Source organism: Spirosoma litoris (assembly GCF_054776755.1).
Window position 1 is genome coordinate 89,652 of the sequence record NZ_BAAHBI010000035.1, and the last position, 22,053, is coordinate 111,704.

Consider the following 22,053-nt stretch of genomic DNA (forward strand, 5'->3'; position numbering starts at 1 on the left):
CCGGGTCGATTAAGCCAAAAGTGCTTTGATCGACCCGGTTTATTTTTTGATAAATCGCCCGATCTGGATGCCAGACCCATCGGCAAGACGGAGAATATACGTTCCGGCGGGCAGAGACTGAATCAGAAAATCGCCTTCAAATTTCCCGTTCGAGGCTTTTATTGACAGTACAGGTTGTCGTAAAACGCCGTTCAGATCAAATAAACTGACCTGAACCTGCTTGGCCACAGGATTGGTGTAACGAATGGAAATGGTATTTTCTGTCGGGTTTGGGTAAAAGATAAATACACCCGCTGGATCGGCGATCGTTGTAGAGACTGCTGTCGATTGCACCAGACGATTCGTGGACCAGCCTACGCAGTTGTGCTGCGTTATCCGTACTTTGTAAGTGCCTTCCGTTGAGACCGATAGGCGGTAATCAGTGGCATTCGCTAATGCACTTTCATTCCGGTACCATTGATACGTATAAGAGGTGTCGAGGGGAGCTTTTAGGGTAACAGTGGCACCTTTAGGAAGACTTAATTCTGTTTCTTCAGGCATCAACTCAATGGAACTAACCGAACTAAGCTGGATCGTTGTTTCGGCGGAGAGCGCCTGGCAACCATCCTGTGTTATTCGAACCTGGTAGTTACCTGCCTGGGTAGCATTAAATGTACTTGCCTGCGCATTCGCAATAACCGAATTATTCAGGAGCCACTCAAATGTAACGCCTGTTAATGGAGCCCCATTGGGCGAGGTTGCTACTAAATGAACGGAGGTATCTGTACGGCAAAGCCACTGATTACCAGTTGGCGATAGTGTTACCGCGGTTGTTCGTGTCTGAACCAGAATGGGTTGTGATGTCGCTGAACAACCGTTATCGTCGGTAATGCGTAGCGTATATGATCCGGCTTGGGTTGCCTGATAACCAGATGAAGCCCCACCTGCCAAAATTGTTCCGTTGAGAAACCACTGGTAGTGCAAATTCGCTGAAAAATTACCCGCTTGTAAAGGCAGCGTTGCTCCCGGACAAATCGTTGTATCACGCGCCGGAATGGTCGTAGCAGTTAATTGGCAATTAATTCGATGGAGGCCGCTCACAATCAATGAATAAGGCTGGCTCGAATACGTCATCTTGCCTTTATGCGAAACCGTTATCGTATAAGTTTTTCCGGCTACAGGATTGGCGATATACACCTGCTCAACATTATCACGCACATTATCTCCTCGGCTGGCGGCTTGTGCTGGTTTCGCCGGATCAAGAACAAATGGCAGGTTGGTCTGTTGGCCGTCGATGATCCGTAAATCGAGATCATTGATAAGTTTGGGCGTTGGACTGTCCACCGAACTGGGGACAACGCTGGTGGCTACCCCTTCGGGATCGGTCCAGGACAAGGTGACAATCAAGGGCTCGTTGCCCTGAGCGACGATGGATCGGGTATATGTACTCCCGGCGATCAAACTTTGTTCAAGAACCAAGTGGGCCAACTCTTCATTGAGTAACAAACGAGCAGCAGCTTCGGTATTTAACAAGCCCCATCCCTGCCGATAATCGGGACCTGCTGCCGGGTTAGGCCGATCTGCCGTATGCAGAGCCAATCCTTTGAGAGTAGCCGCTCGCATAAATTGGCCATTAGCAGGCAAGCCGCTTGCCCGCTGACGGGCGTAGAGTTCCTGTAATAAAAATAAAGACCCCGACACATTAGCCGATGCCATTGAGGTTCCGCTATAAGTACCATAATCCGTATTCGATGTACCGATAGACGATAACACATCGGACCCAATTCCCAATAAATCGGGCTTAATGCGTCCGTCATCGGTAGGCCCCCAACCGCTAAACGCTGTTGAACCAACTAAAGTGGGCACATTTGCATTGGCATACGTCACATCGGCAGCTCCAATTGTCAATACGTTTTTGGCTGTAGCTTCGGCCGGAATTACATCATAAGCATCGTTTCGGCTGCGGGCAATTGTGCTTTGGGTAGTCGTATTTCTGAGATAATACGCCGTTCCGGTGGGTGGCCCGGTTTCACCGCGTTTATTATCCGCCGAGCGGACCATCAAAAAATAGGGGTTGTTATAGGCAATTCGGTCGAGATCCTGCGCTTTGCTTGTATAAAAGCCAAACAAATAATCTTCGGTTGCGCTGATAGTTGTATTACCCCACCATTCCCATTTTAAGTTCGAGTCGGTGCCAGGCCGGGAGGCATTGTATACCCAGCCAACTACTGGCCCGTAAGCATGGTTGGAAAGGAGTAAGTTAGGGGCTGCCGTGAGCAACTCGGTCACGTCGTCGGTATAGTCCCAGACAGATAATTGAGCCCCATAAGCCATTCCTTTGGCGAGTGGGTTCACCCCCTTACCAACAAGCGTTCCCGCGAGATGCGTAGTGTGGTCATTGACTCCGGTGATGTTATCTTTCTGGGTGATCTTGGTGCCGTTCGTCGTGGTTCCGCTGAACTCCTGATGCGATTCCAATACTCGGCCACCGTCCCATAAACCCAGCCGACCAGCCATTGCTGGTGAGCTACCTGATAGCGAAATGGCTAATGAGCCACCACCTTGTAGCGCCACTGTTCGGGTTCCTCGAGCCGCTTCAACATTATGCAGTGAATAATAAACAGGTTGCCCCAGAGCGTCGACTTCCTGAAGTCGGAAAACGCGGTGATTGGAATAGTTTTTGTAGAGAGGCCAATTGTTCCGAAGCGCTAGCGTAAGGGTTCTTTTTCGGTTTTGCGCATAGCGGTCTACCAGCTCAGTTTGCCAGGGTAGTTGTTTTTTGGATGAGACAGACTGCGCCCAGACGAGGCTATCAACCCCGTTTATAAACACCAAAATAAGGCAGAGCGATAGGCGAAAAAACCGCCAAATACTGCGCTGTGCCTTATTTTGAGTGATTGTGCGATTCTTGTTGAGAAGTGTCAGATGCGAGTTAGGTTATTGCTTTTGGATTCGTTTTACCCGAACGCTTTGCGTCCGGTCATCGCCAACAACCACAAAAAACGTACCGCCGGGAAGGCTCGACACATCTAATATTGTCGAATAATTTTTTCCATCGAGTTGTAAAGCGCCCGTTTGAACGGTACGGCCCTGAATATCAGTCAGGCGGAGCGCTGGAGCCTTAGGTAGAGATGCTGAAACGGCCAGTGAGACCGTCACTTGTTTGGTTGCCGGGTTCGGGTAAACTGCCAGTTCGTCGTCACTTAACAGAGGTTCAGTGGCCAAAATCGTTAGAACAACTTCGTTAGAAATCGCCACACCACAGCCATTCACATTGCCTTGTACGGTGTACCTGCCTGATTGTACTACCGTAAAGGTGGTTCCGGTTGCACCAGCAATAGCTACCCCATTCAATAGCCATTGGATGTTTGAAACGGCGTTGGTCGTAAGAACAAAACCATTGGCCACCAGGGTTGGCGTTTGCGCTGTATTAAGTGATACCGCCACCGCAGGTGATCGAGTGGAGGGGCAACTATTAGCCACCTGGAGCGCATATGAGCCTGCTGTCGTAACCTGAAGCGTACTGCTGGTGGCACCACTTATCGCTGCGTTACTTTTATACCACTGATACGTTAGTCCAGCCCCCGTTGTAACAGCTTGCAAAGCAACACTTGAGCCCTGACAAATACTTACCGACCCATTGGGCGTAATGGTTGCCGTTGGCGATGTACTGGTGGTAGGAATTACAGCTGTTCGTTGCGGGTTGGGGCAGTCGAGCGATCTGACTTTCAGATTATAGAAATAATACCAGGCCGTTTTAAGGGTATCGGTTGTGCTTCCGCTGGTATATAACGACCCCGTCACGGATACAATAGGCGTGCCCGTCGAGGTTTTGAGCTGATACGGGAATCCGTTTACACCCACATTACTTCGGAAAATAGAAGCACCACCAGAATAGTCGATCGTAATTTTATAATCGCCTGCTTCTGGAATGCGTAAGTTAAGCGGGTAAACCGCCCCCTGATCATTGGGATCGTCAACTAAATTGCCATTGCTGGTGACCGTTGTTAAACTTTGGTCACGTGTTGGCTGTACATCCAATGTAACACTTGAAATAATTGTTTCATCTAATCGATGTACTGTAAATGTCACTTGTCCTGCATTGCCAATATAAAGCCGCGCACTTTCAATAAGTATGGGTACTGTAGTCGAGATGATGGGCGCTGGGGTATAAGAGCCGTAATACGATCCGCCCCCAAATTCGGTTTTAGTTATAGGGCCAACGATACCTGAAAAATCGTTTAGCGTAGCATAAAAGTGGCCAGTTGCTGGTAGATTTTTAACTGAAAACTGGTTACCTGCTGCCAATAGATTACCTCCCGTCAGAGCATCGTACCAATAGGCCGTGCCACTTCCTACATTGCGTAATGAATAAGCCGAATCTACACTGCATTGTGTGGCCATAAACAGGCCGCTGGCGGGCACTGGAGCCGTGGTACGGGTTTCTGTGACGCTATTATTCGTCGCGTTCTGATCTGTACTTAGGCTTGTCGTAATCGCAAACTTATACGTTTGGCCGGCTACCAACGTGCTGGCTGCTGGTAACTGAAGCGTCAGAACACTTTCCCGAAAAGCAGCCAGAGTAGGGACGACGCCACTTAGCGTTGTTAGTTCAACATTGTTCGCATCCGTGATCTTAACGCTTACTGGTACGTTTGTCTGATCGGCGGTTCCGTAGTTGTGTACCCGTACCGATATGGCCATATCGGTATTGGTTTGACCACAGAAGTTAGTCTCCGGCGAAACCAATGCTGTTGCGCCAACATCATTCATTGTCTGCACCACATTTAGCAGATAATCCTGGGTTTCGCCGTTTCCATAAAGGCCGCAGGCTGCTACCGATGCTGCATTGTCGGTTTCGGTAGCCACCAGGCGAAATTTGATAATCTGCCCGTTGGTTACGCTGGTTGGAATCGTAAGCGTGGTTGTGAATTGCGCTGAGTTTGCCAGCACACTCGAGGTCGCGAGGGTTTCACCAGCGTCGTCGAAGCTGCCATTTTGATTCCAGTCGGCAAAGGCTTTCACAACTACGTTTTTGGTTGCCCCACAAGTGCTCAGCGATACGGTCAAAGGAAGCTGTTGGCCAGCCTGAATGGTTGTCGATACTTGTGAAAAGTCGTTATACGATGTACAGCCAGCGGCCCCTGCCTGATCGATGCTCCCCATTTGTACCCGGCTGATTTTCGTATCGGCAGTTGAAGTTGGCCGCGATTCGCAATAGGCTTTACCGCCCGCACCACTCACTAAAAGCGCATAGTCTTGTTTGCTGCCGTTTAGGGTGCCTTTGTGGGAAATGATCAGCGTGTAAGTCTTGCCGGGTATTGAATTATCGATGATGACCTTCTCTATGTTATCGCGGATGTTATCGCCGTGGGTAGCGGCATTGGCTGGATTATTCGGGTCTAATGTCCAGGGTTGCGTTGTAGTTGTGCCATCGTTAATGCGCAAATCAAGGTCATTAACGAGCTTTGGTGTTCGATCATTCAGAACACTCGTAGGCGTACCCGCCGGATCGGTCCAGCAAATGGTTGCCACCAACTGGCCACGCCCAGATGCGGTTACCCGAATCGTATCACGTTGCCCTTGTGTGAGGGTTCGTTCACTCAATAAATTGCTTTGATCGGTATTGCCAATGACCTTAGCGGCCCGTTCCATATTGAGTAAGCCCCAGCCAAACTTATAATCGGGACCCGGTGTCGGACCGGCTTCGTCGGCGGTATGTAAAACCAATCCACGAAGCGTCGAGGAGCGCATGTATTTGCCCGAATTGAGCTGGGCGTAATATTCCTGAAGTAAGAGAATTGATCCCGCGACATTCGGGGAAGCCATTGATGTACCACTCTCAATAACATAGGCACTGTCGGTAGTTGAGCCACAGGAAAGGATGTTAACGCCCGCACCAACTATGTCTGGTTTGATACGACCATCATCGGTAGGTCCCCAGCTACTAAAGTCGGCTAGTTGAACATCGTTAGGTTGGTTATAGCCGAATGCCAGATTACTAATCGCGCCAACAACTAAGGTATTTTTTGCCGACGCGGGAGCAGGGAGTACATCATATCCCGTTTGATTGTCACGTGGAAGTGTACTGATTACGGTTTTGGTCTTCGTTGTATAATTCCCCATGATATAAGCTTCGCCGGTTGCAGGACCATTGTAGCCCCGGGAATTACCCGCTGCACCAACAATAAGGTAATTTGGTGCATTGACAGTAAGCTGATCCCAAGACCGGGTACGACTATCATAAACCCCAAATCTATAATCATAAGTCTTGCTCACTGTGGTATCGCCGTACCAAATCCAGGCATACTTAGAGGTAGCGTCTGGATTTGGGATAAAGCCTGTATTATATCCATAAGAGTGATTTGATACGAGCAAATTAGGCGCTGCGGCCGTCATTTCAGTAATATCATTCGTGAAGTCCCAAGCTTTCAGCCTTGCTTTATTAGCCATACCTCGTACCAATGGATTTAGGCCAGATGCGATCATAATACCTGATACGTGAGAGGGATGTTCTTCATCGTCAATCTTTGTACTGGCGCTATCCATTTGTGTAACTCGTCCCGCCAGCTCAACGTGCGTAGTTAGTACGGCCCCACCATCCCAAATGCCCAGTTTTCCCTGTACTGAAGCACTGCTTCCCGATAGATCCAGGCCAAGGCTACCACCCGCATAAAGTGCATTGGTACGAGTAGTAATGCCGGCCTTTGTAGCACTAGACGTTACGTAATAAAGCAAGTTACCACGGTCATCCACTCCCTGTAAGCTCATTTTACTTCCATCAGGAAGTCTCGTTTCTAATGGACGTCCTAATTGTTTCGCCAGCGAAAGGGCACGACTATAATTAGTATCGTAGGTTTTCTGAAATGTCTGCCGAAGCTGGTCAATCTGCTGTCTCTGCGTAGCGGAGTAAGGTATTGGCTGGGCGAAGAGAAGTGTATGAGTAACTGATAGAAAAAGAACAGTCAGTAGCCAGTTAACATTGAACCATAAACGTTGACACATGGGAATATCAGCTAATTATAAACGCGCTAGGAAGATACATATAAGTACGATAGATCCGCAGTTTCTGTTGCGTAGGAGCCTGATATCAGGACCGATTAACTACTTTTTAATTCATGAATTATCATTTTATGTAATAAAATTAAAAATAATAGATACTTATTGTTGTGTTAATATTTTATAAATAGTTACTTTTGGATTCAATCTTCTATTATATACTTTTATGAAAAATAATTACTTAACTCAGTGGGTGCTTAGCCTGATTTTGCTTCTGCTGGCTAGCTCAAGTAGCCAGTTGTGGGCACACACTCCTCCAACAGTTTTAACCCCAAGCACGACCCTGGCTTTTCAGGTGGTAAGCTACAATTGTACATCAGGTGTGCTCCAATATCAATTTACAGGAGGAGATGGCTCGCCTATCAATGTGTCGATTCCGGGTGTTTTTGGCGGGAGCATGAATGCCAATACCGTAGCTAGCACCACGTTTCCATCCGATGCCCGAACGGCAGGTAACATGACAGGCACCGCCACTCAATCGGGTAATACCATCGCCATTAATTTTACCAAATCCTGCACCACCACTACACCCCCACCCACCAATCCAACGAATCCTCCTTCAAATGGAAGCCTGGCTTTTCAGGTCGTGAGCTATAACTGTACATCGGGTGTGCTCCAGTATCAGTTTACAGGCGGGAATGGTTCGGCAATCAATGTGTCGATTCCGGGTGTTTTTGGCGGGAGCATGAATGCCAATACGATAGCCAGCACCACGTTCCCATCGGACTCACGCACGGCAGGCAACATGACAGGCACCGCCACTCAATCGGGCAATACCATCGCCATTAACTTTACTAAATCCTGTACCACAACCAACCCACCACCTACCAATCCACCGACGGGGAATTGCCCTTATTCAGAAGGACAGTTTTTATTTACTACCAGCTGGGGCGAGTCGGTCTATGCCCATTATTACAACAACACCTTATTTGCAGCTTACCAGAATGGAAGTAATTTCCGACCTCAACATTGGTTGGTGGCTACTGGCCAAATGACGAGCAGTGTAGCCAGTTGTTTTGCCGAAAATGATCCGCATACCACCACGACTCCCACACAAAATCCGAATCCCACTCCAACAACATCGCCCGTTCAGGCAGGCAGTAACTTTGCCGGGAGTTTTGATGGAGCCGACTGTAATGGTATTAGCGGCTGGGTCGTCAACAAAAATACACCCCACCAATCTACTAAGTTTGATGTGTATATAAATGGCTGGTTGGTGGCAGTTGGTGTTCCTGCTACCAATACTCGGCAGGATGTCGCCAATGCGCTGGGTATTTCGGGTTACAATGCTTTTGGTTTCTATATGCCCTTGCCTAACAGGTTTAAAACGGGGAGCGCCATGATAATTTCAGTCAAATATTTTGGTACCCAAACCAATATCCCAGGAAGCCCTAAAACAACAGCCGCTTGCCCGGTTAATCCATTGGGCTGTAATGGCGATGGAGCAGGCAGAGTAGCGTATGCTGACGGAGGAGGAGCATTACAATTAGTGAAGGGAAGTAGTTCGCATGTTTCCTCTTTAACTGGCAAATTAATTCCTGTACGCCAGGGGACGACCTACTCGTTAGGTGTATATGCCTATGCGCCTGGTGTGCAACGGCCAAGTTTAGCCCCTCAGATTACAGCGGCAATAGTAGGGGGAGCATTGGCAGGGGCTAATCTCTTACAGCAACCGACGTCCCCAGACCAAAGTCGTTCACTTTCCTCTAAAGCACCTGTTCTTGGTATTAGTACAGCACTGGTAGCTCCACTGGTTAAGTCGCTCATAGCAAGGCGCCTACCTAATGCTCGTGTGGAGTTAGCTTTTTATAACAGACAAGGCAAATTTATGCACCGCCAACAGGTTAATGTTAGCAAGGACGCTCTTGGTAATTGGGAGTTCCTACATATTAAAGGCTATGCCCGTGAGAATGGATATGTAGTCGTTCGCTTACAAAACCGGAGTAAAACACCAGTCTGGTTCGATGATGTTTCGTTTCAGACACGCCAATTGTCCCAACCGGCGTTAATTACTAAAGAGCTTTTCTCTCCTAAAACCATCTCCACAACTAGTGATTTTGCACCACAGCAGCCAATCAATCCAGAAAGTCTTTATCGGAACTGTACATCAGAGACTCCTGTTAACGGTGGTTGGTTGAATGCGTATGTAAACGTAACAGCTAATGGCAATGATTTCAGTCCAAATTGGGGCTGGGTGTCGGGTCCAAGTAGTGGTAGCATCACAGGGGGGAATACTAGTGGCGGAGGGGACGGTAGTAGCAGTGGTAGTGGTGGTTCCAGTACTTCTACTACGTATATACCCTACAATGCTCCCATAGATTCTGTGGCAACGGGTCTATCAACGACAGGCGCATTAGTGAAGGGCCGAGTATTTACTACACTTTCGGGAACAACTTATGTTTGGGATGGCAAAAGCTGGTGTGTTGCTATCTCCGAAGTCGAAGTGAAAGGCCAGCGTCCAGCCAATCCAGCCAATGGTCAGTATCATGTATATATTGATCCTCAGTATGGCTATCCATCAGTATATGAATACATAAGCGGTCGATGGACAATACCGATGGTGACTGGAGATGATTTGGAGAGATTGATCGCGCAGACCTTTGCGACTAAGTTACCAAACCTTTGTGACGGAGTGAAAAAACTATGGAATTTGAGTTACCAAAAGAATAACCCTGAAAGTACCTATGAAATGGGGGGAATGCTATTGTCCGATGGCTCATTTATTATGTTACCTTGGGGTAAGAATGGTGGCCAACAAACGAAATTTTATACAGACGGTACACCTATGTTAAGTACGACCGGGCAAGATGAGTATACAATCGTTGTACCTAAAAATGGCCCGTATACAGGTCAATACGTTTTACGGGATTACAATTTTATCACACAAACATTCTTGCCAGATCAACCTATTGCTGCTTATGTACATACTCATCCATGGACTGATGGTAGTCATGGAACGTATACCATTACAGCAGGCCCTGATGACTTAAATCCTAATATACCGGAAAATGGAGATTGGGCACCTAGTAAAGAAATGAAAATTCCAGGTATGATCATTACCCCCACGACAATTATGAAGTTCCATTATGATGGGACAAAGGAACAACCACAAGTGAAAGACAGCGAGGTTACCAAAAAAGAGCTTTGCCCATAGATATTCTTCTAAACGTTTCTGCTACTACCCCTATGAATATTTTTTTATTCACTTTTGGCTTCAGCTTATGGCTAGTATTTAGTCCCCGAGTAGAGGCAAAGCTTCCGTCACTTGTATACATTGGCAGTAATGATCATAATCTCTATGCTCTAAATGCGCAAACGGGTACTCAATCTTGGCTCTTTAGAGCACAAGGAGCTATAGATTCCAGCCCTACAATAGCTAATGGATTGGTATATGTCGGCAGTAACGATCATAACCTCTATGCTATAAATGCTCAAACAGGACGTCAACTTTGGAAATTTACGGCAGGTGATATTATCCAATCTAGTCCAGTGGTGCATAAAGGCATTGTCTATGTAGGCAGCGTTGACCACTGCCTATACGCCATGGATGCAAAAACAGGGAAACTGCATTGGAAATTTAAGACCAAAGACGCGATTCGTTCTAGTCCAGTTGTAGTCAATGATATTATTTATGTGTCTAGCTATGATAGTCACCTGTATGCCCTTGATACGGCCACTGGGAATCAACGATGGGCTGTTGATATGGGAAATCCTATTTACGCCAGCCCTTTAGTGGCAAAAGGTCTTATTTATGTAGGCAGTTTTAAAAGTTTCTATGCTTTGGACGCGACAACAGGTATTCAAAAGTGGGTATTTGCTATGGATGGTACTATCACTTCTAGTCCAATTATAGAGAATGGGCTAGTGTATGTTGGATCCACATTTAGGAACTTTTATGCACTTGATGCAAAAACGGGAGATAAAAGATGGATATTTAATTTAGAGGAAGGAATTGATTCTAGTCCTGTAGCAAAGGATGAGGTAGTATATGTAAAGGGAGCAGACTCCCATCTTCATGCTCTTAATGCTTTAACTGGCGTTGAAAAATGGAGCTTTAAAACGTTTAGAGGGGGGAGTCCAGTTGTTGCTAATGGATTGGTATATTTGGGAAGTGCTGAGAACTTTTTCTATGCTCTCGATGCTCAAACAGGTATTAAACGCTGGTCATTCAGAACAGAAGGGGTGATCAATTCCACTCCTGTAGTTGCCCAAAATGGAGTGGTTATCGGAAGCTACCCAACCGTAAGTGGCGCAGGTAAGTAAAATTGTGTGAATAGTTAAGTATTCTGCCCTTCTATTTATTACAGCATAGAAGGGCAGATTCTTGCTACAGTATTCTATCACTTATTTCTGATTTTTAATCTCCTGCTAATTAAACGCTTACGGCTTTAACTTGTCATACACATATTGTGAACGGTTAAACCATATGACAAACCAAACCAGACAGCAACAAACGCGGTACCTGTTGGCCCGGGCTGGCTTCGGGGCCACGCCTGCCGAGCTTGATGAGGCCGCTCGCAAACCCCTGAAAAAAGTGGTGAGGCAGTTGTTTAAAGATAGCGACTCTATGTCAGATTTGCGAGTCGTTGATGCTGATACCAACGAGACGAAAAAGCAACTCAAAGGCATGTTTCAGAATGGGCAACTGGATAAAGACATGCTGAAAGAGCGCATTCGGGACAATGCCGAGAAGGTGCGTGATCTCAATCTGCAATGGCTCGACCAGATGTCTACGGGTAAGGCCGCCCTACGCGAAAAGATGGCTCTATTCTGGCACGGGCATTTCGCCTGTCGGGCTCAGGGAAGAAATCCACTGTTTATGCAGCAGTACGCCAACACTATTCGGCAAAACGCACTCGGTAAGTTCAGCGATTTATTGATGGCGGTGTCGAAAGAACCGGCCATGTTGCAATTCCTGAACAATCAACAGAACCGAAAGAACGCACCTAACGAAAATTTCGCGCGCGAAGTAATGGAGTTGTTCACGCTTGGTCGGGGCAACTATTCGGAACATGATATAAAAGAAGCTGCTCGTGCCTTTACGGGCTGGCAATTTACGGTTGATGGGCAGTTCATTTTCCGGCAGCAGGTTCATGACGATGGCGAGAAAACCATTTTCGGGAAAACGGGTGCTTTTAAAGGAGAAGACGTCATAGCCATGCTACTGGAGAACAAGCAGACCGCTCGGTTCATCACGGCGAAAATCTATCGCTTCTTCGTGAACGAAACGGAAGATAAAAAACAGGTTGAGTTGCTGGCCGATCAGTTCTACAAAAGCAAGTATGATATTACTGACCTGTTAGAGACCATCTTCACATCAGACTGGTTTTACGATGCCAAAAACGTGGGTGCGCATATCAAATCGCCGGTTGAGCTGCTGGCGGGGTTACGTCATACGTTGGGCGTACAGTTCGAGCAACCACAGTCGCAGATTTTTGTCCAGCGCACCTTGGGTCAATTGCTGTTCTACCCGCCCAATGTTGCGGGTTGGCCGGGGGGTAAAAACTGGATTGACTCATCGAGTCTGCTTTTCCGGATGCAACTACCAAATTATGTACTGAAAGCTGCCGACGTGACTGTGAAGCCGAAAGAGGAGGGCGATGTCAATGTGCAGTCGCTGGCGCGAAAAGGCGGAGCCCGATTCCAGACCAAAGTCGACTGGACTGATTTTGAGGCTGCTTTTGCCAAAACATCCGACACTGAGCTAACAGATACCATTGCCAGTACCTTACTGCCCTTCCCACTTCGATCCGACCAACGCGCGTTAATCAACAAACAGGCCCAATCCAGCCAGTCTCGTTCCGAACAGATTCATGCTATAACCGCAGCGCTCATGAGCCTGCCGGAGTATCAACTTACTTAATGGTGAAAGAGTGAATGAGCGAAAGAGTGAAAAACAGCCGCAAACCATTTTCACTCTTTCGCTCATTCACTCTTTCGCTCTTTAACTATGAACCGTAGAAACTTCCTGAAACAATCAGCTTTCACAACGGCGGGCACTATGCTGATTCCGCACTTTTTGAAAGCCTATGAAGCGCAGATGATGGGTCAGGTATCCGCATCGAACGGAAAAATTTTAGTGGTGGTCCAGCTCTCGGGTGGCAATGACGGGCTGAATACCGTTGTTCCGTACCGCAATGATATTTATTATCGCGAACGACCAACGATTGCCATTAAACCCGATAAAGTGCTGACAATGAACGATGAAATTGGCCTACATCCAGCCATGACATCCCTAAAAGCATTGTATGATGAAGGCCTGGTCACCGTCATCAACAACGTTGGCTATCCTAACCCCGATCGCTCGCATTTTCGCTCGATGGATATCTGGCAAACAGCCAGCGATTCAGACAAGTATGTAAATTCTGGCTGGGTAGGTCGGTATCTGGATGCGGCTTGTGCCGGTAAAGAACATCAGCCGTTTCGAACGATTGAAGTAGATGATACGCTGAGTCTGGCCATGAAAGGAGATACCGTGAATGGGTTGGCTGTTTTAGATCCCAGGAAGCTCTACAACCAGACGCGCAGTGATTTGGTCACTGGATTGAGCAAAGAGCATCCGTCCCACGAACCGGAATCTGTGGCGTATCTCTACAAAACACTGGCCGAAACCGTGTCGTCGGCAAACTATGTGTATGATAAAGCAAAAACGTATGCTACGCTGGCTACTTACCCAACAACTGAACTTGGCAACCGCCTAAAAACGGTTTCGCAACTCATTCAAGCGGGGGTTAGTACAAGCGTTTATTACGTGTCGATCAGTGGATTCGATACGCATATAAATCAGCCGGGGCAGCAGGAGCGACTTTTGGGGCAATATGCCGAAGCGGTTGGTGCTTTTATGAAGGATTTGAAAGCCGCTGGGCGTCAGAATGATGTGTTGCTCATGACGTTTTCGGAGTTTGGACGCCGGGTGAAGCAAAACGCCAGCAATGGCACCGATCATGGTACAGCTAATAATGTATTTCTGATAGGAGGGGGATTACCCGCCAAACGGGTTCTGAACGAAGCGCCGAATCTGACGAAATTAACCGAAGGAGATCTGACGTATTCGGTCGATTTCCGGCAAATCTACGCAACACTCCTGCATGATTACCTGGGTGCCGACGATGTGGCTATTCTGGGTCGTAAATTCGATGGTGTGAAGATTGTCTGATGTGAGAACTCAGTTGATTTATTCTAGTCTTTGTGGAGTCAGATTCTCAAATCAGTATTGTCCGTAATGTTTTTAGGCGTCATCTAGCAAGGCTGGGTCACCTTGGCATTCCTCAATAAATGCCTTAAGCAAATCGGCTTCGAGTTCATAGAAAAAGAGCAACTTGGTGATCTTGAACCCAGAACGGCCATTAAATCGACCATACAACCCAATCAACAGGGCTCCAATCAGCATCACATACGCCATGAGTTTGATCCCATTGGAAGAGCGAGACAAGAAATGAGAAAAATTCATCTGTTGCTTGATGAACCGAAAGAATTTCTCAATCTGCCAACGTTGTCGATAGATCTGACTCACTTCCAGAGCACTTAATGAAGCAGGCAAGTTGGTCAAAAACAGCAGAGACTGTTCTGGCTTATCAGCTAGGTGAGCCTTGATCAGCCGAAATGAGTCGGCAATAAGCCGATTTGAGGCTGTATAGAGCCTGACGCCTAACTCCGTCTCTAAGACAAGCGTATCGGTGGAGATCGCTAGCGGTTGCTCAGTTAGGCATTGATACCGACTATTGGCTTTCAGGCGGGTAACAAAAAACCGTTTCCCCTCACCGGGCTTGGTAAACTGCTCAAAGGTAAGTCGATTTTGCAGCCCAGCGTCAAAAACAGCCACATCTTTGGCCGAGAAGGCCAGCGATTGAATCGTTTCTTTGAGGGGCGTTTCATCGCTGGCATGGGTTTGCTGATCATAGAAACGGATTGTTTCAGGCTTTAACCCATCATAGCCAATACTAAATTTGATGTGCTTATAGCGATGGCTTTCATCCTTGGCTTTGCGGCCCAGTTGAATGCCTATACTCAAGAGTTTGGCTGAACAAGCGACCAATGTTGAATCAACCAGGTGGAGCTGATAGCCCTGGAAACTGGGGGTGGGCCAGTGCTGGTTGACTAGCTTGATGAGCTGCTTAAAAATAGCCTCTAGGTATCGACAATCAAGTTGAGCCAGTCGATCAGCTACGGAATTTCGTTGGGTGGTAAAGTGGGCATCCACACCGATTAATTGGCGGATGCCCACCTTTTCCAGCAAAGCGATAAGTACATTCAGACTCAACTCATTGGTGGCCAGTACAGCATAGAGCAGTAGCTTAAAAACGAGCGTTCCCCGGAGTTTTTTGACGTGTTTGTCGACCTGGTATTCGATGGCTAATGCGTCCAGTAACTCATCCGGTAAATAGCCTAAGAGCGTTTTTACAGGTAGTTTAGCAGTGTTCATCGGCTTTTTGACTAAAACAAACAGGTTCGAAAAAACATTACGGACAATACTGATTCTCAAATCTGACTCTTAGTGAGGTTTCTTAAAACCGAACAGTGCCTACAATTCGGTTTTAAGAAACCTAGCTGGGCAGGTTAAAGAACCTGCCCTTACGAAAAGGCTGAATCATTTTACACGTATGATAAAATTTCGGGGCTATAGGTCTAATAATATCCCTGAATCTGTGTTATTTCGCAGAGAGTCAAGTTAATTATTCTGAATGATAGGTATCATCATGGGCAGTCTTTCCGACCGTAAGGTTATGCAGGAAGCTGCCGACATTCTGACCGAATTAGGCGTTAGCTGGGAGATGGACATCGTTTCGGCCCACCGGACGCCTGAAAAAATGGTCGATTACGCAAAAACGGCCCGCGATCGTGGGCTACGAGTTATTATTGCCGGGGCAGGCGGAGCCGCCCATTTGCCTGGTATGGTAGCGTCATTAACAACATTGCCGGTGATTGGCGTGCCCGTGAAATCGAGCAACTCAATTGATGGCTGGGACTCCGTCCTGTCGATTCTGCAAATGCCGGGTGGTGTTCCTGTGGCGACAATGGCGCTGGATGGTGCCCGGAATGCGGGTATTCTGGCAGCTCAGATTGTCGGTACATTTGATGAGGCTGTTGCCCAAAATCTTAGTCAGTTTAAAGAAGATCTTAAAGAGAAAGTGGCCCACATGAGCCATCAATTAACGACACCAATTTAAATGAATAATGGATAATGAATAAGTGAAAATGCTATACCAGTCTGACGTTCATTATCCATTATTCATTGTCTATTATCCATTCTTCAGTTAACCCATGGAATCCGACAACCAATCATCCAATCCGCGCCCTGCTGGAAATACCAGTCTGCCTGCCATTACCCTTGTCGTATTGGTGGGGCTAATTGCTGCCCTGCTTTATGTAGGCTACGGATATATTACCGACGATACGAACGGCTCCGACGAGTTAACCAATGTGGCGCTCGATACAGCCTCGCAACAGCCACTGGCAAAGAATGAGCCCGAAATGCTGATGTCGCCAGAGGAAGTAGATACATCTTCTCAGCCAGTACCCGTCGATCTTTCTCAGGCTACCCCACCCGCCGATTCCCCCGAAGCCAAAGCCGAAGAGGTTGCTGAAGATAATCGCGAAACGACGGATGGAAAACCTTCTTCTGACGAAAAGTCGAAAGAAGAGAAAGCGGCTGTGGTGAAACCTAAAGAAGAAAAACCCAAGACTGAGGAGAAGCCTGCGGAAAAACCGAAGGAAGAGAAGCCGAAAACCGAAGTTGTTGAAAAAGTTAAAGTCAAGCCTGGTGGTGTTTCGAGCACGTATACGGTTGGATCAGGCGAAACCTTCTATGGGGTTGCCAATCGGTACAATATGAAAATTGCCACGCTGAAAGCTCTCAATCCTGGCGTGTCGGAGAGCGACGTGAAAGCGGGTATTACCAAACTTAATGTGAAAGCCATGGCGGTACATACCGTTGGCCCTGGCGACGTGTTGCGCGTTGTAGCTCAAAAATATGGTGTCAGCAAGGAAGCCATTATGCGGGCCAATAAAAAAGATAGAGACATTGCCACCAGGGGCGAAAAACTGATTATTCCGTTCCCAGACAAGCAGTAGCTTTTAGTAATAGTAGTGAGAATGGCTGGCGCAAACAAATTAGGCCGCGCCAGCCATTCTCACTACTATTACTAAAAGCTACTATTACTTCTTCTCATACACCAACCCCAGCGTAAACCGGAAATCGTTGTTCTGGCGGCCCGGCACAACCAAACTTTCGTAGGCATTGGCCACTGTCGACCGAAGACTAATGACCTGTGTTAGTTTTATCTGTAGGCTCACACTGGCATTCCATCGAACGTTGTATTGTCCTAATGCAGGCTGATAGAACGCTGTATGCGTGATGGTGAAGCGATCTTTGTCGAAGCTGTATTCCCCATAAAGCCGGGCCGAATTTCGCCAGATATTGATGTCATTTAATTCCACAAAATCGGTGTACTCCTGCATAATCACATCCGTAAGCGAGATGTACGCCCGTTTATGATTCAGAAGTTTGTAACCTGCCCCAGCCGCAATTGTCCAGCGATGATTGATCTGTCGCAAATTGCTCCGTTCGTAGGAGCCAAAGGCTAAGTAGTAAAGCCGCTTTTCGTACCGATAAGTAGTCCGTAAATCGCCAAACCATTCGCGTTCGGCTAGTATGCCATTTTGTTTACCGTACACAAACGACGGATTGCTCGACAATTTGAAATAATTGCTCAATTGGTAATCGACGGCGCTGGTCAATTGCAGAAGCGCCCGACTAACGTTCCCTTCCGTAATTGTACCATCGGCGGTGAAGCGGTAACGGAAAATTGTGGGTATGGGTGGAGCCTTCTTAAGTGAGTCGATTTTCTGTTGGCTGAGTGTCGTTTTACTGGAATCTATTTTAACGGCCTTGCTAGAGTCTGGTAATGAAGGCCGAAGCGGATCAGGTTGCTCAACAATCTGAGCGTTGGTATACGTAAAGGCAAAAAGAAAAAGTAACGTGAGAAGGTATTGCTGAGTGTATTTCACAGAAAGAGGCATTGGTGAAACCGCAACTTAGAAAAAAAAGATACATTTGACAGTCGACCAGGTGGTCAACTTATCCAATAGCCTACTCATCTAAACCTGCCTTCACCCATGACTCGCTGGGGAATTTTAGGACCGGGCCGCATCGCCCACAAATTTGCAAAGGACTTACTTACCCTGCCCGATGCGCAACTTTATGCGGTTGCTTCATCCGATCAACAACGTGCTAATGAATTTGCACAGGAGTACGCTATTCCGCATGCGTTCGGCTCGTATACCGATTTACTGACGTTGCCTGATCTGGACGTTGTATATGTGGCTACGCCCCACGTTAAACACCATGAGCATGTACTACTCTTGCTCAACGGCGGAGTGGCCGTTCTTGGCGAAAAACCATTTGCCATGAACAGCCAACAGGTTCGGGAGATGGTCGAAACGGCGCGTTCAAAGGGCGTATTTCTGATGGAAGCTTTATGGACTCGGTTTATGCCGGGCATTCTTAAAGCGCTGGAACTAGCTCAATCAGGCGCCATTGGCAAGGTAGTTTCTATAAAAGCTGATTTTGGTTTTAGAGCGCCGTTTCTGCCCGAAAAACGATTGTTTAATAAAGAACTTGGTGGTGGTTCTGTGCTGGATATTGGCATCTATCCCCTGTTTTTGTCGTACCTCTTTTTGGGAAAACCATCAACGGTTAAAGCATCGGCCAACTTCGGCTCAACGGGTGTCGATGAGCAGTGTGGTATGGTGCTTACCTATCCAGACGGTCAACTGGCTCTGTTGGATAGTACAATCATTGCAGATACCGACTGTATTGCCCTAATTCAGGGAGAAACGGGTCAGATTCGAATTCACAGTCGCTTTCACGAAACGAAAGGCATTACGCTCAAACAGACTGATCAGCCCGAACAGGTATTCACATTTGATCGTACAACCTTTGGCTATGATTACGAAGCGCAACACGTGATGCAATGTCTTGCAGAAGGCAAAACCGAAAGCCCACTCTGGTCGCTGGAGGATAGTTTGAATTTAATGGCGCTGCTGGATGCGGTTCAGGCCGAAGCGGGAATTGTTTATGAATGATGAATGATGAATGATGAATGATGAATGATGAATGATGAATGATGAATGATGAATGATTATACCTATTGGCAAGCTCTCTCGATGGAATTATGACAGGGTGTTGATGCTCTTTCTTACCTTTGTCTTTCGTTAGTTCGCCAGCCCGGTTGTCACCGTGCGGGCGGTCCTGTCATTATTCATCATTCATCATTCATCATTCCTGAATGGACCGCTATGCCCAGCGCGGAGTTTCCGCCAGTAAAGAAGACGTTCACAACGCCATTGCCCAACTTGATAAGGGCCTGTTTCCCAAAGCATTTTGTAAAATCGTACCTGATACATTAGCGGGTGATCCCGATTTTTGCACCATTATGCATGCCGATGGGGCTGGTACTAAATCGGCCCTGGCCTATCTGTACTGGCGCGAAACAGGAGATTTGAGTGTTTGGAAAGGCATTGCGCAGGATGCGGTTGTCATGAACACCGACGATCTGATCTGCGCTGGAGCTACCGGACCGATGTTGCTTTCATCGACCATCGGTCGCAACAAAAACCTGATTCCGGGGGAAGTCATTGCCGAAATCATCAATGGTACGGAAGAGGTGTTGCAAATGCTACGCGACCACGGCATCGAGATTTACAGCACTGGAGGAGAAACCGCCGATGTAGGCGATCTGGTTCGGACGGTAATTGTCGATAGTACGGTTATTGCCCGGATGCGCCGTGATCAGGTGATTAGTAACGACCGCATTCAACCGGGCGATGTGATTGTTGGCATGGCTTCATACGGTCAGGCTACCTACGAAACGTCGTACAATGGAGGTATGGGTAGCAACGGACTAACGTCAGCCCGCCACGATGTACTGGCTCATTATCTGGCCGATAAATATTCCGAAAGTTTCGATCCGGCTATTGATAAGTCGCTCATTTATAGTGGCTCAAAGCAACTAACCGATTCCGTTACTGTTGAACAGGATCAGTCCGTAACGGTAGGCCAACTGATTTTATCGCCTACACGTACCTACGCCCCTGTCGCAAAAGTGTTACTGGACGAGCTTCGCTCGCAGATACACGGTATGGTACATTGTTCGGGTGGAGCGCAAACGAAAGTGCTGCATTTTGTTGATAATCTACACATTATTAAAGATAACCTCTTTCCGATTCCACCTCTGTTTCGGTTGATTCAGTCCGAGAGTGGCACCAGCTGGCAGGAGATGTACAAGGTGTTCAACATGGGCCATCGTCTTGAAGTCTACCTACCAGAAAGCCACGCGCAACAAGTGATCGATATCGTCCAATCATTTGGAATAGCCGCTCAGATAATTGGTCGCGTTGAGGCCTATGAGAGCAAACGAGTGACCATACAAAGTGAAGTAGGTGAATTTATTTATTAAGTGACTTATTCGGACCTTGTCGTCCAATAGGAACACCTATTGGACGACAAGGCCTAGCATGAAGAAACAACACCTCCGTTTGTGGCTTTTGCTACTTATATTAACCACCGTATCTGAAGCTCAGGATTTAAATTTCAAGACAACAGCACCTATTTATCCAGATGGGGCGCTTAGTAATAGCTATACAGGTATAGGTAATCCGGCTGTTGATGTGACAGTTACTGTAAGTAGCAACGGCTCTCAAACGTTTAATTTAGCAACGCCCAAGCCGGTTTCTAATGGTTTACAGATAGCGGCTTATTACCATGATAAATCGGATTCAAAAACGATTACAATTGAATTCAGTCAAGGAGTCAGTAATTTGTCATTTAGTATTTATGGTGTTGATAAGAATGCGACTGGCCAGGATCAGGTAACAATTTTTGCCGACAAATATGGCACAGCTGTAACGCCTACTATAACGCCCTCTGCCTTTGCCAGCGTGTCGGGAAATGTTCTATTAGGTGTTGCTGATGAAACAAGTGGAAGTACTCCATCGCCAGTTCAGTTTGGCGATTATGTTAAAAAACTGACGATTGTCTTTAGTAGTGGAGCGGCCTCAGCATCAACGCCAGGATCTGTGGGTATTACAATTGGTAATTTAAACTGGACATCCCCACTCCCTGTAACCCTACTTTCTTTCACTGCCAATCCCGAAGGTGACCGTGTTCAACTGGCCTGGGCAACCACATCGGAGCAGAATGCAGACCATTTCCTGATTGAACGTAGTTACGACTTAGGCGAATACATCGCAGTAGGTGAAGTGGCCGCCAAAGGCACAACAGATACCCGGCAGTATTACGGCCTGACAGATTTGAATCCGAAACCAGGCATCAACTATTACCGTCTGAAACAGATTGACCGGGATGGTACAACCCAAAGTTTCAAACCTGTAGAAGCCATTATTCGAACTGACGAACCCGTTGTGTCCGTTTATCCTAACCCCACCAACTCTAACCGAATCCACTTGCGACTGTGGAATGCCGACGATGCAACTGTGCAACTACGATCTATGACGGGGCAACAAATTACCGGCCGATTGGAGCGTCAGGCTGGCGAGGCTGATCTGGTATTTGAGCAACCGTTGCCTTCGGGTTTGTATTGGCTGGAAGTGCACGTGAATGGGCAACGACGGGTGATTAGAGTACTTGTACCGTAAAGACTCAAGTTCCGTGATGTCAGCTACTTATAGCTGACACCACGGAACGGGAACAGTACAAGGAGCGTCAAAACAGTTAAACCATCTCCGGTTCCTTCGCTGGAACTGATTTTACAACAACCCCCGGCGGCAATAATTTATACAACACAGGTGTAACAATACGGGATAGCAACGTGCTGGAAATCAGACCACCAATAATTACCCAGGCGAGTGGCGAATAGAGCGGGTTTCCTTCGATAGCCAGCGGAATTAAGCCGCCAATGGCCGTCAACGAGGTGAGTACAATTGGCACAAATCGGATTTCGCCAGCCTCCTGAATCGCGTCGATTAACGACATGCCTTCTTCGCGTAGATGGTTGG

At 47.3% G+C, this 22,053-nt stretch carries 14 protein-coding genes; 9 read left to right on the plus strand and 5 right to left on the minus strand.

Features of this window, described 5'->3' with window-relative positions; all coding sequences use genetic code 11:
- Positions 1-39: 39 nt before the first annotated feature.
- Both ACYVGR_RS19690 and ACYVGR_RS19695 read right to left on the minus strand, forming a co-directional pair.
- A complete protein-coding gene (locus ACYVGR_RS19690) occupies positions 40-2,811 on the minus strand; it encodes a S8 family peptidase (RefSeq protein ID WP_460960800.1) in 2,772 nt (923 codons plus the stop codon).
- A gap of 105 nt (positions 2,812-2,916) precedes the next feature.
- A complete protein-coding gene (locus ACYVGR_RS19695; protein WP_460959796.1) occupies positions 2,917-6,984 on the minus strand; it encodes a S8 family serine peptidase in 4,068 nt (1,355 codons plus the stop codon).
- A 220-nt stretch (positions 6,985-7,204) separates the two neighbouring features.
- Between ACYVGR_RS19695 and ACYVGR_RS19700 the strand changes: the two genes are divergently transcribed.
- The 4 genes from ACYVGR_RS19700 (at position 7,205) to ACYVGR_RS19715 (ending at position 14,194) form a co-directional block, all read left to right on the plus strand.
- Positions 7,205-10,192 (plus strand): hypothetical protein, encoded by a 2,988-nt coding sequence (locus ACYVGR_RS19700; RefSeq protein WP_460959798.1) that lies wholly within the window; start codon positions 7,205-7,207, stop codon positions 10,190-10,192.
- Positions 10,193-10,224: 32 nt separating this feature from the next.
- Entirely contained in the window at positions 10,225-11,301 is a 1,077-nt protein-coding gene (locus tag ACYVGR_RS19705; protein ID WP_460959800.1) for a beta-alanine-activating enzyme beta-propeller domain-containing protein, read from the plus strand.
- 163 nt (positions 11,302-11,464) lie between these two features.
- On the plus strand, positions 11,465-12,901 hold the full coding sequence (locus ACYVGR_RS19710; protein WP_460959802.1) for a DUF1800 domain-containing protein: 1,437 nt from the start codon (positions 11,465-11,467) through the stop codon (positions 12,899-12,901).
- 87 nt (positions 12,902-12,988) lie between these two features.
- The gene (locus tag ACYVGR_RS19715) at positions 12,989-14,194 is read left to right on the plus strand and encodes a DUF1501 domain-containing protein (protein WP_460959804.1); all 1,206 of its coding nucleotides are present in this window, start codon (positions 12,989-12,991) and stop codon (positions 14,192-14,194) included.
- Between the two features lie 72 nt (positions 14,195-14,266).
- Here the strand turns inward: ACYVGR_RS19715 and ACYVGR_RS19720 are convergent, their stop codons facing one another.
- Positions 14,267-15,460: an IS4 family transposase gene (locus ACYVGR_RS19720; RefSeq protein ID WP_460959806.1), complete on the minus strand. Its 1,194-nt coding sequence runs from the start codon at positions 15,458-15,460 to the stop codon at positions 14,267-14,269.
- A 259-nt stretch (positions 15,461-15,719) separates the two neighbouring features.
- Between ACYVGR_RS19720 and purE the strand changes: the two genes are divergently transcribed.
- Positions 15,720-16,205, plus strand: a complete 486-nt coding sequence (purE, locus tag ACYVGR_RS19725) for a 5-(carboxyamino)imidazole ribonucleotide mutase (RefSeq protein WP_460959808.1) — start codon at positions 15,720-15,722, stop codon at positions 16,203-16,205.
- Positions 16,206-16,299: 94 nt separating this feature from the next.
- Complete coding sequence (locus tag ACYVGR_RS19730; RefSeq protein ID WP_460959810.1) at positions 16,300-17,109, plus strand: LysM peptidoglycan-binding domain-containing protein; 810 nt, start codon at positions 16,300-16,302, stop codon at positions 17,107-17,109.
- 84 nt (positions 17,110-17,193) lie between these two features.
- On the opposite strand, the gene ACYVGR_RS19735 is transcribed toward ACYVGR_RS19730, so the two are convergent.
- Positions 17,194-18,057: a DUF481 domain-containing protein gene (locus ACYVGR_RS19735; RefSeq protein ID WP_460959812.1), complete on the minus strand. Its 864-nt coding sequence runs from the start codon at positions 18,055-18,057 to the stop codon at positions 17,194-17,196.
- A gap of 96 nt (positions 18,058-18,153) precedes the next feature.
- On the opposite strand from ACYVGR_RS19735, the gene ACYVGR_RS19740 reads away from it, so the two are divergent.
- The 3 genes from ACYVGR_RS19740 (at position 18,154) to ACYVGR_RS19750 (ending at position 21,693) form a co-directional block, all read left to right on the plus strand.
- Positions 18,154-19,122, plus strand: a complete 969-nt coding sequence (locus ACYVGR_RS19740; protein WP_460959814.1) for a Gfo/Idh/MocA family protein — start codon at positions 18,154-18,156, stop codon at positions 19,120-19,122.
- Between the two features lie 203 nt (positions 19,123-19,325).
- Entirely contained in the window at positions 19,326-20,495 is a 1,170-nt protein-coding gene (locus ACYVGR_RS19745) for an AIR synthase-related protein (protein ID WP_460959816.1), read from the plus strand.
- A 58-nt stretch (positions 20,496-20,553) separates the two neighbouring features.
- A complete protein-coding gene (locus ACYVGR_RS19750; RefSeq protein WP_460959818.1) occupies positions 20,554-21,693 on the plus strand; it encodes a T9SS type A sorting domain-containing protein in 1,140 nt (379 codons plus the stop codon).
- 76 nt (positions 21,694-21,769) lie between these two features.
- Here the strand turns inward: ACYVGR_RS19750 and ACYVGR_RS19755 are convergent.
- Positions 21,770-22,053 (minus strand): efflux RND transporter permease subunit (locus tag ACYVGR_RS19755; protein WP_460959820.1); only part of this gene is annotated, 284 nt, incomplete at its 5' end.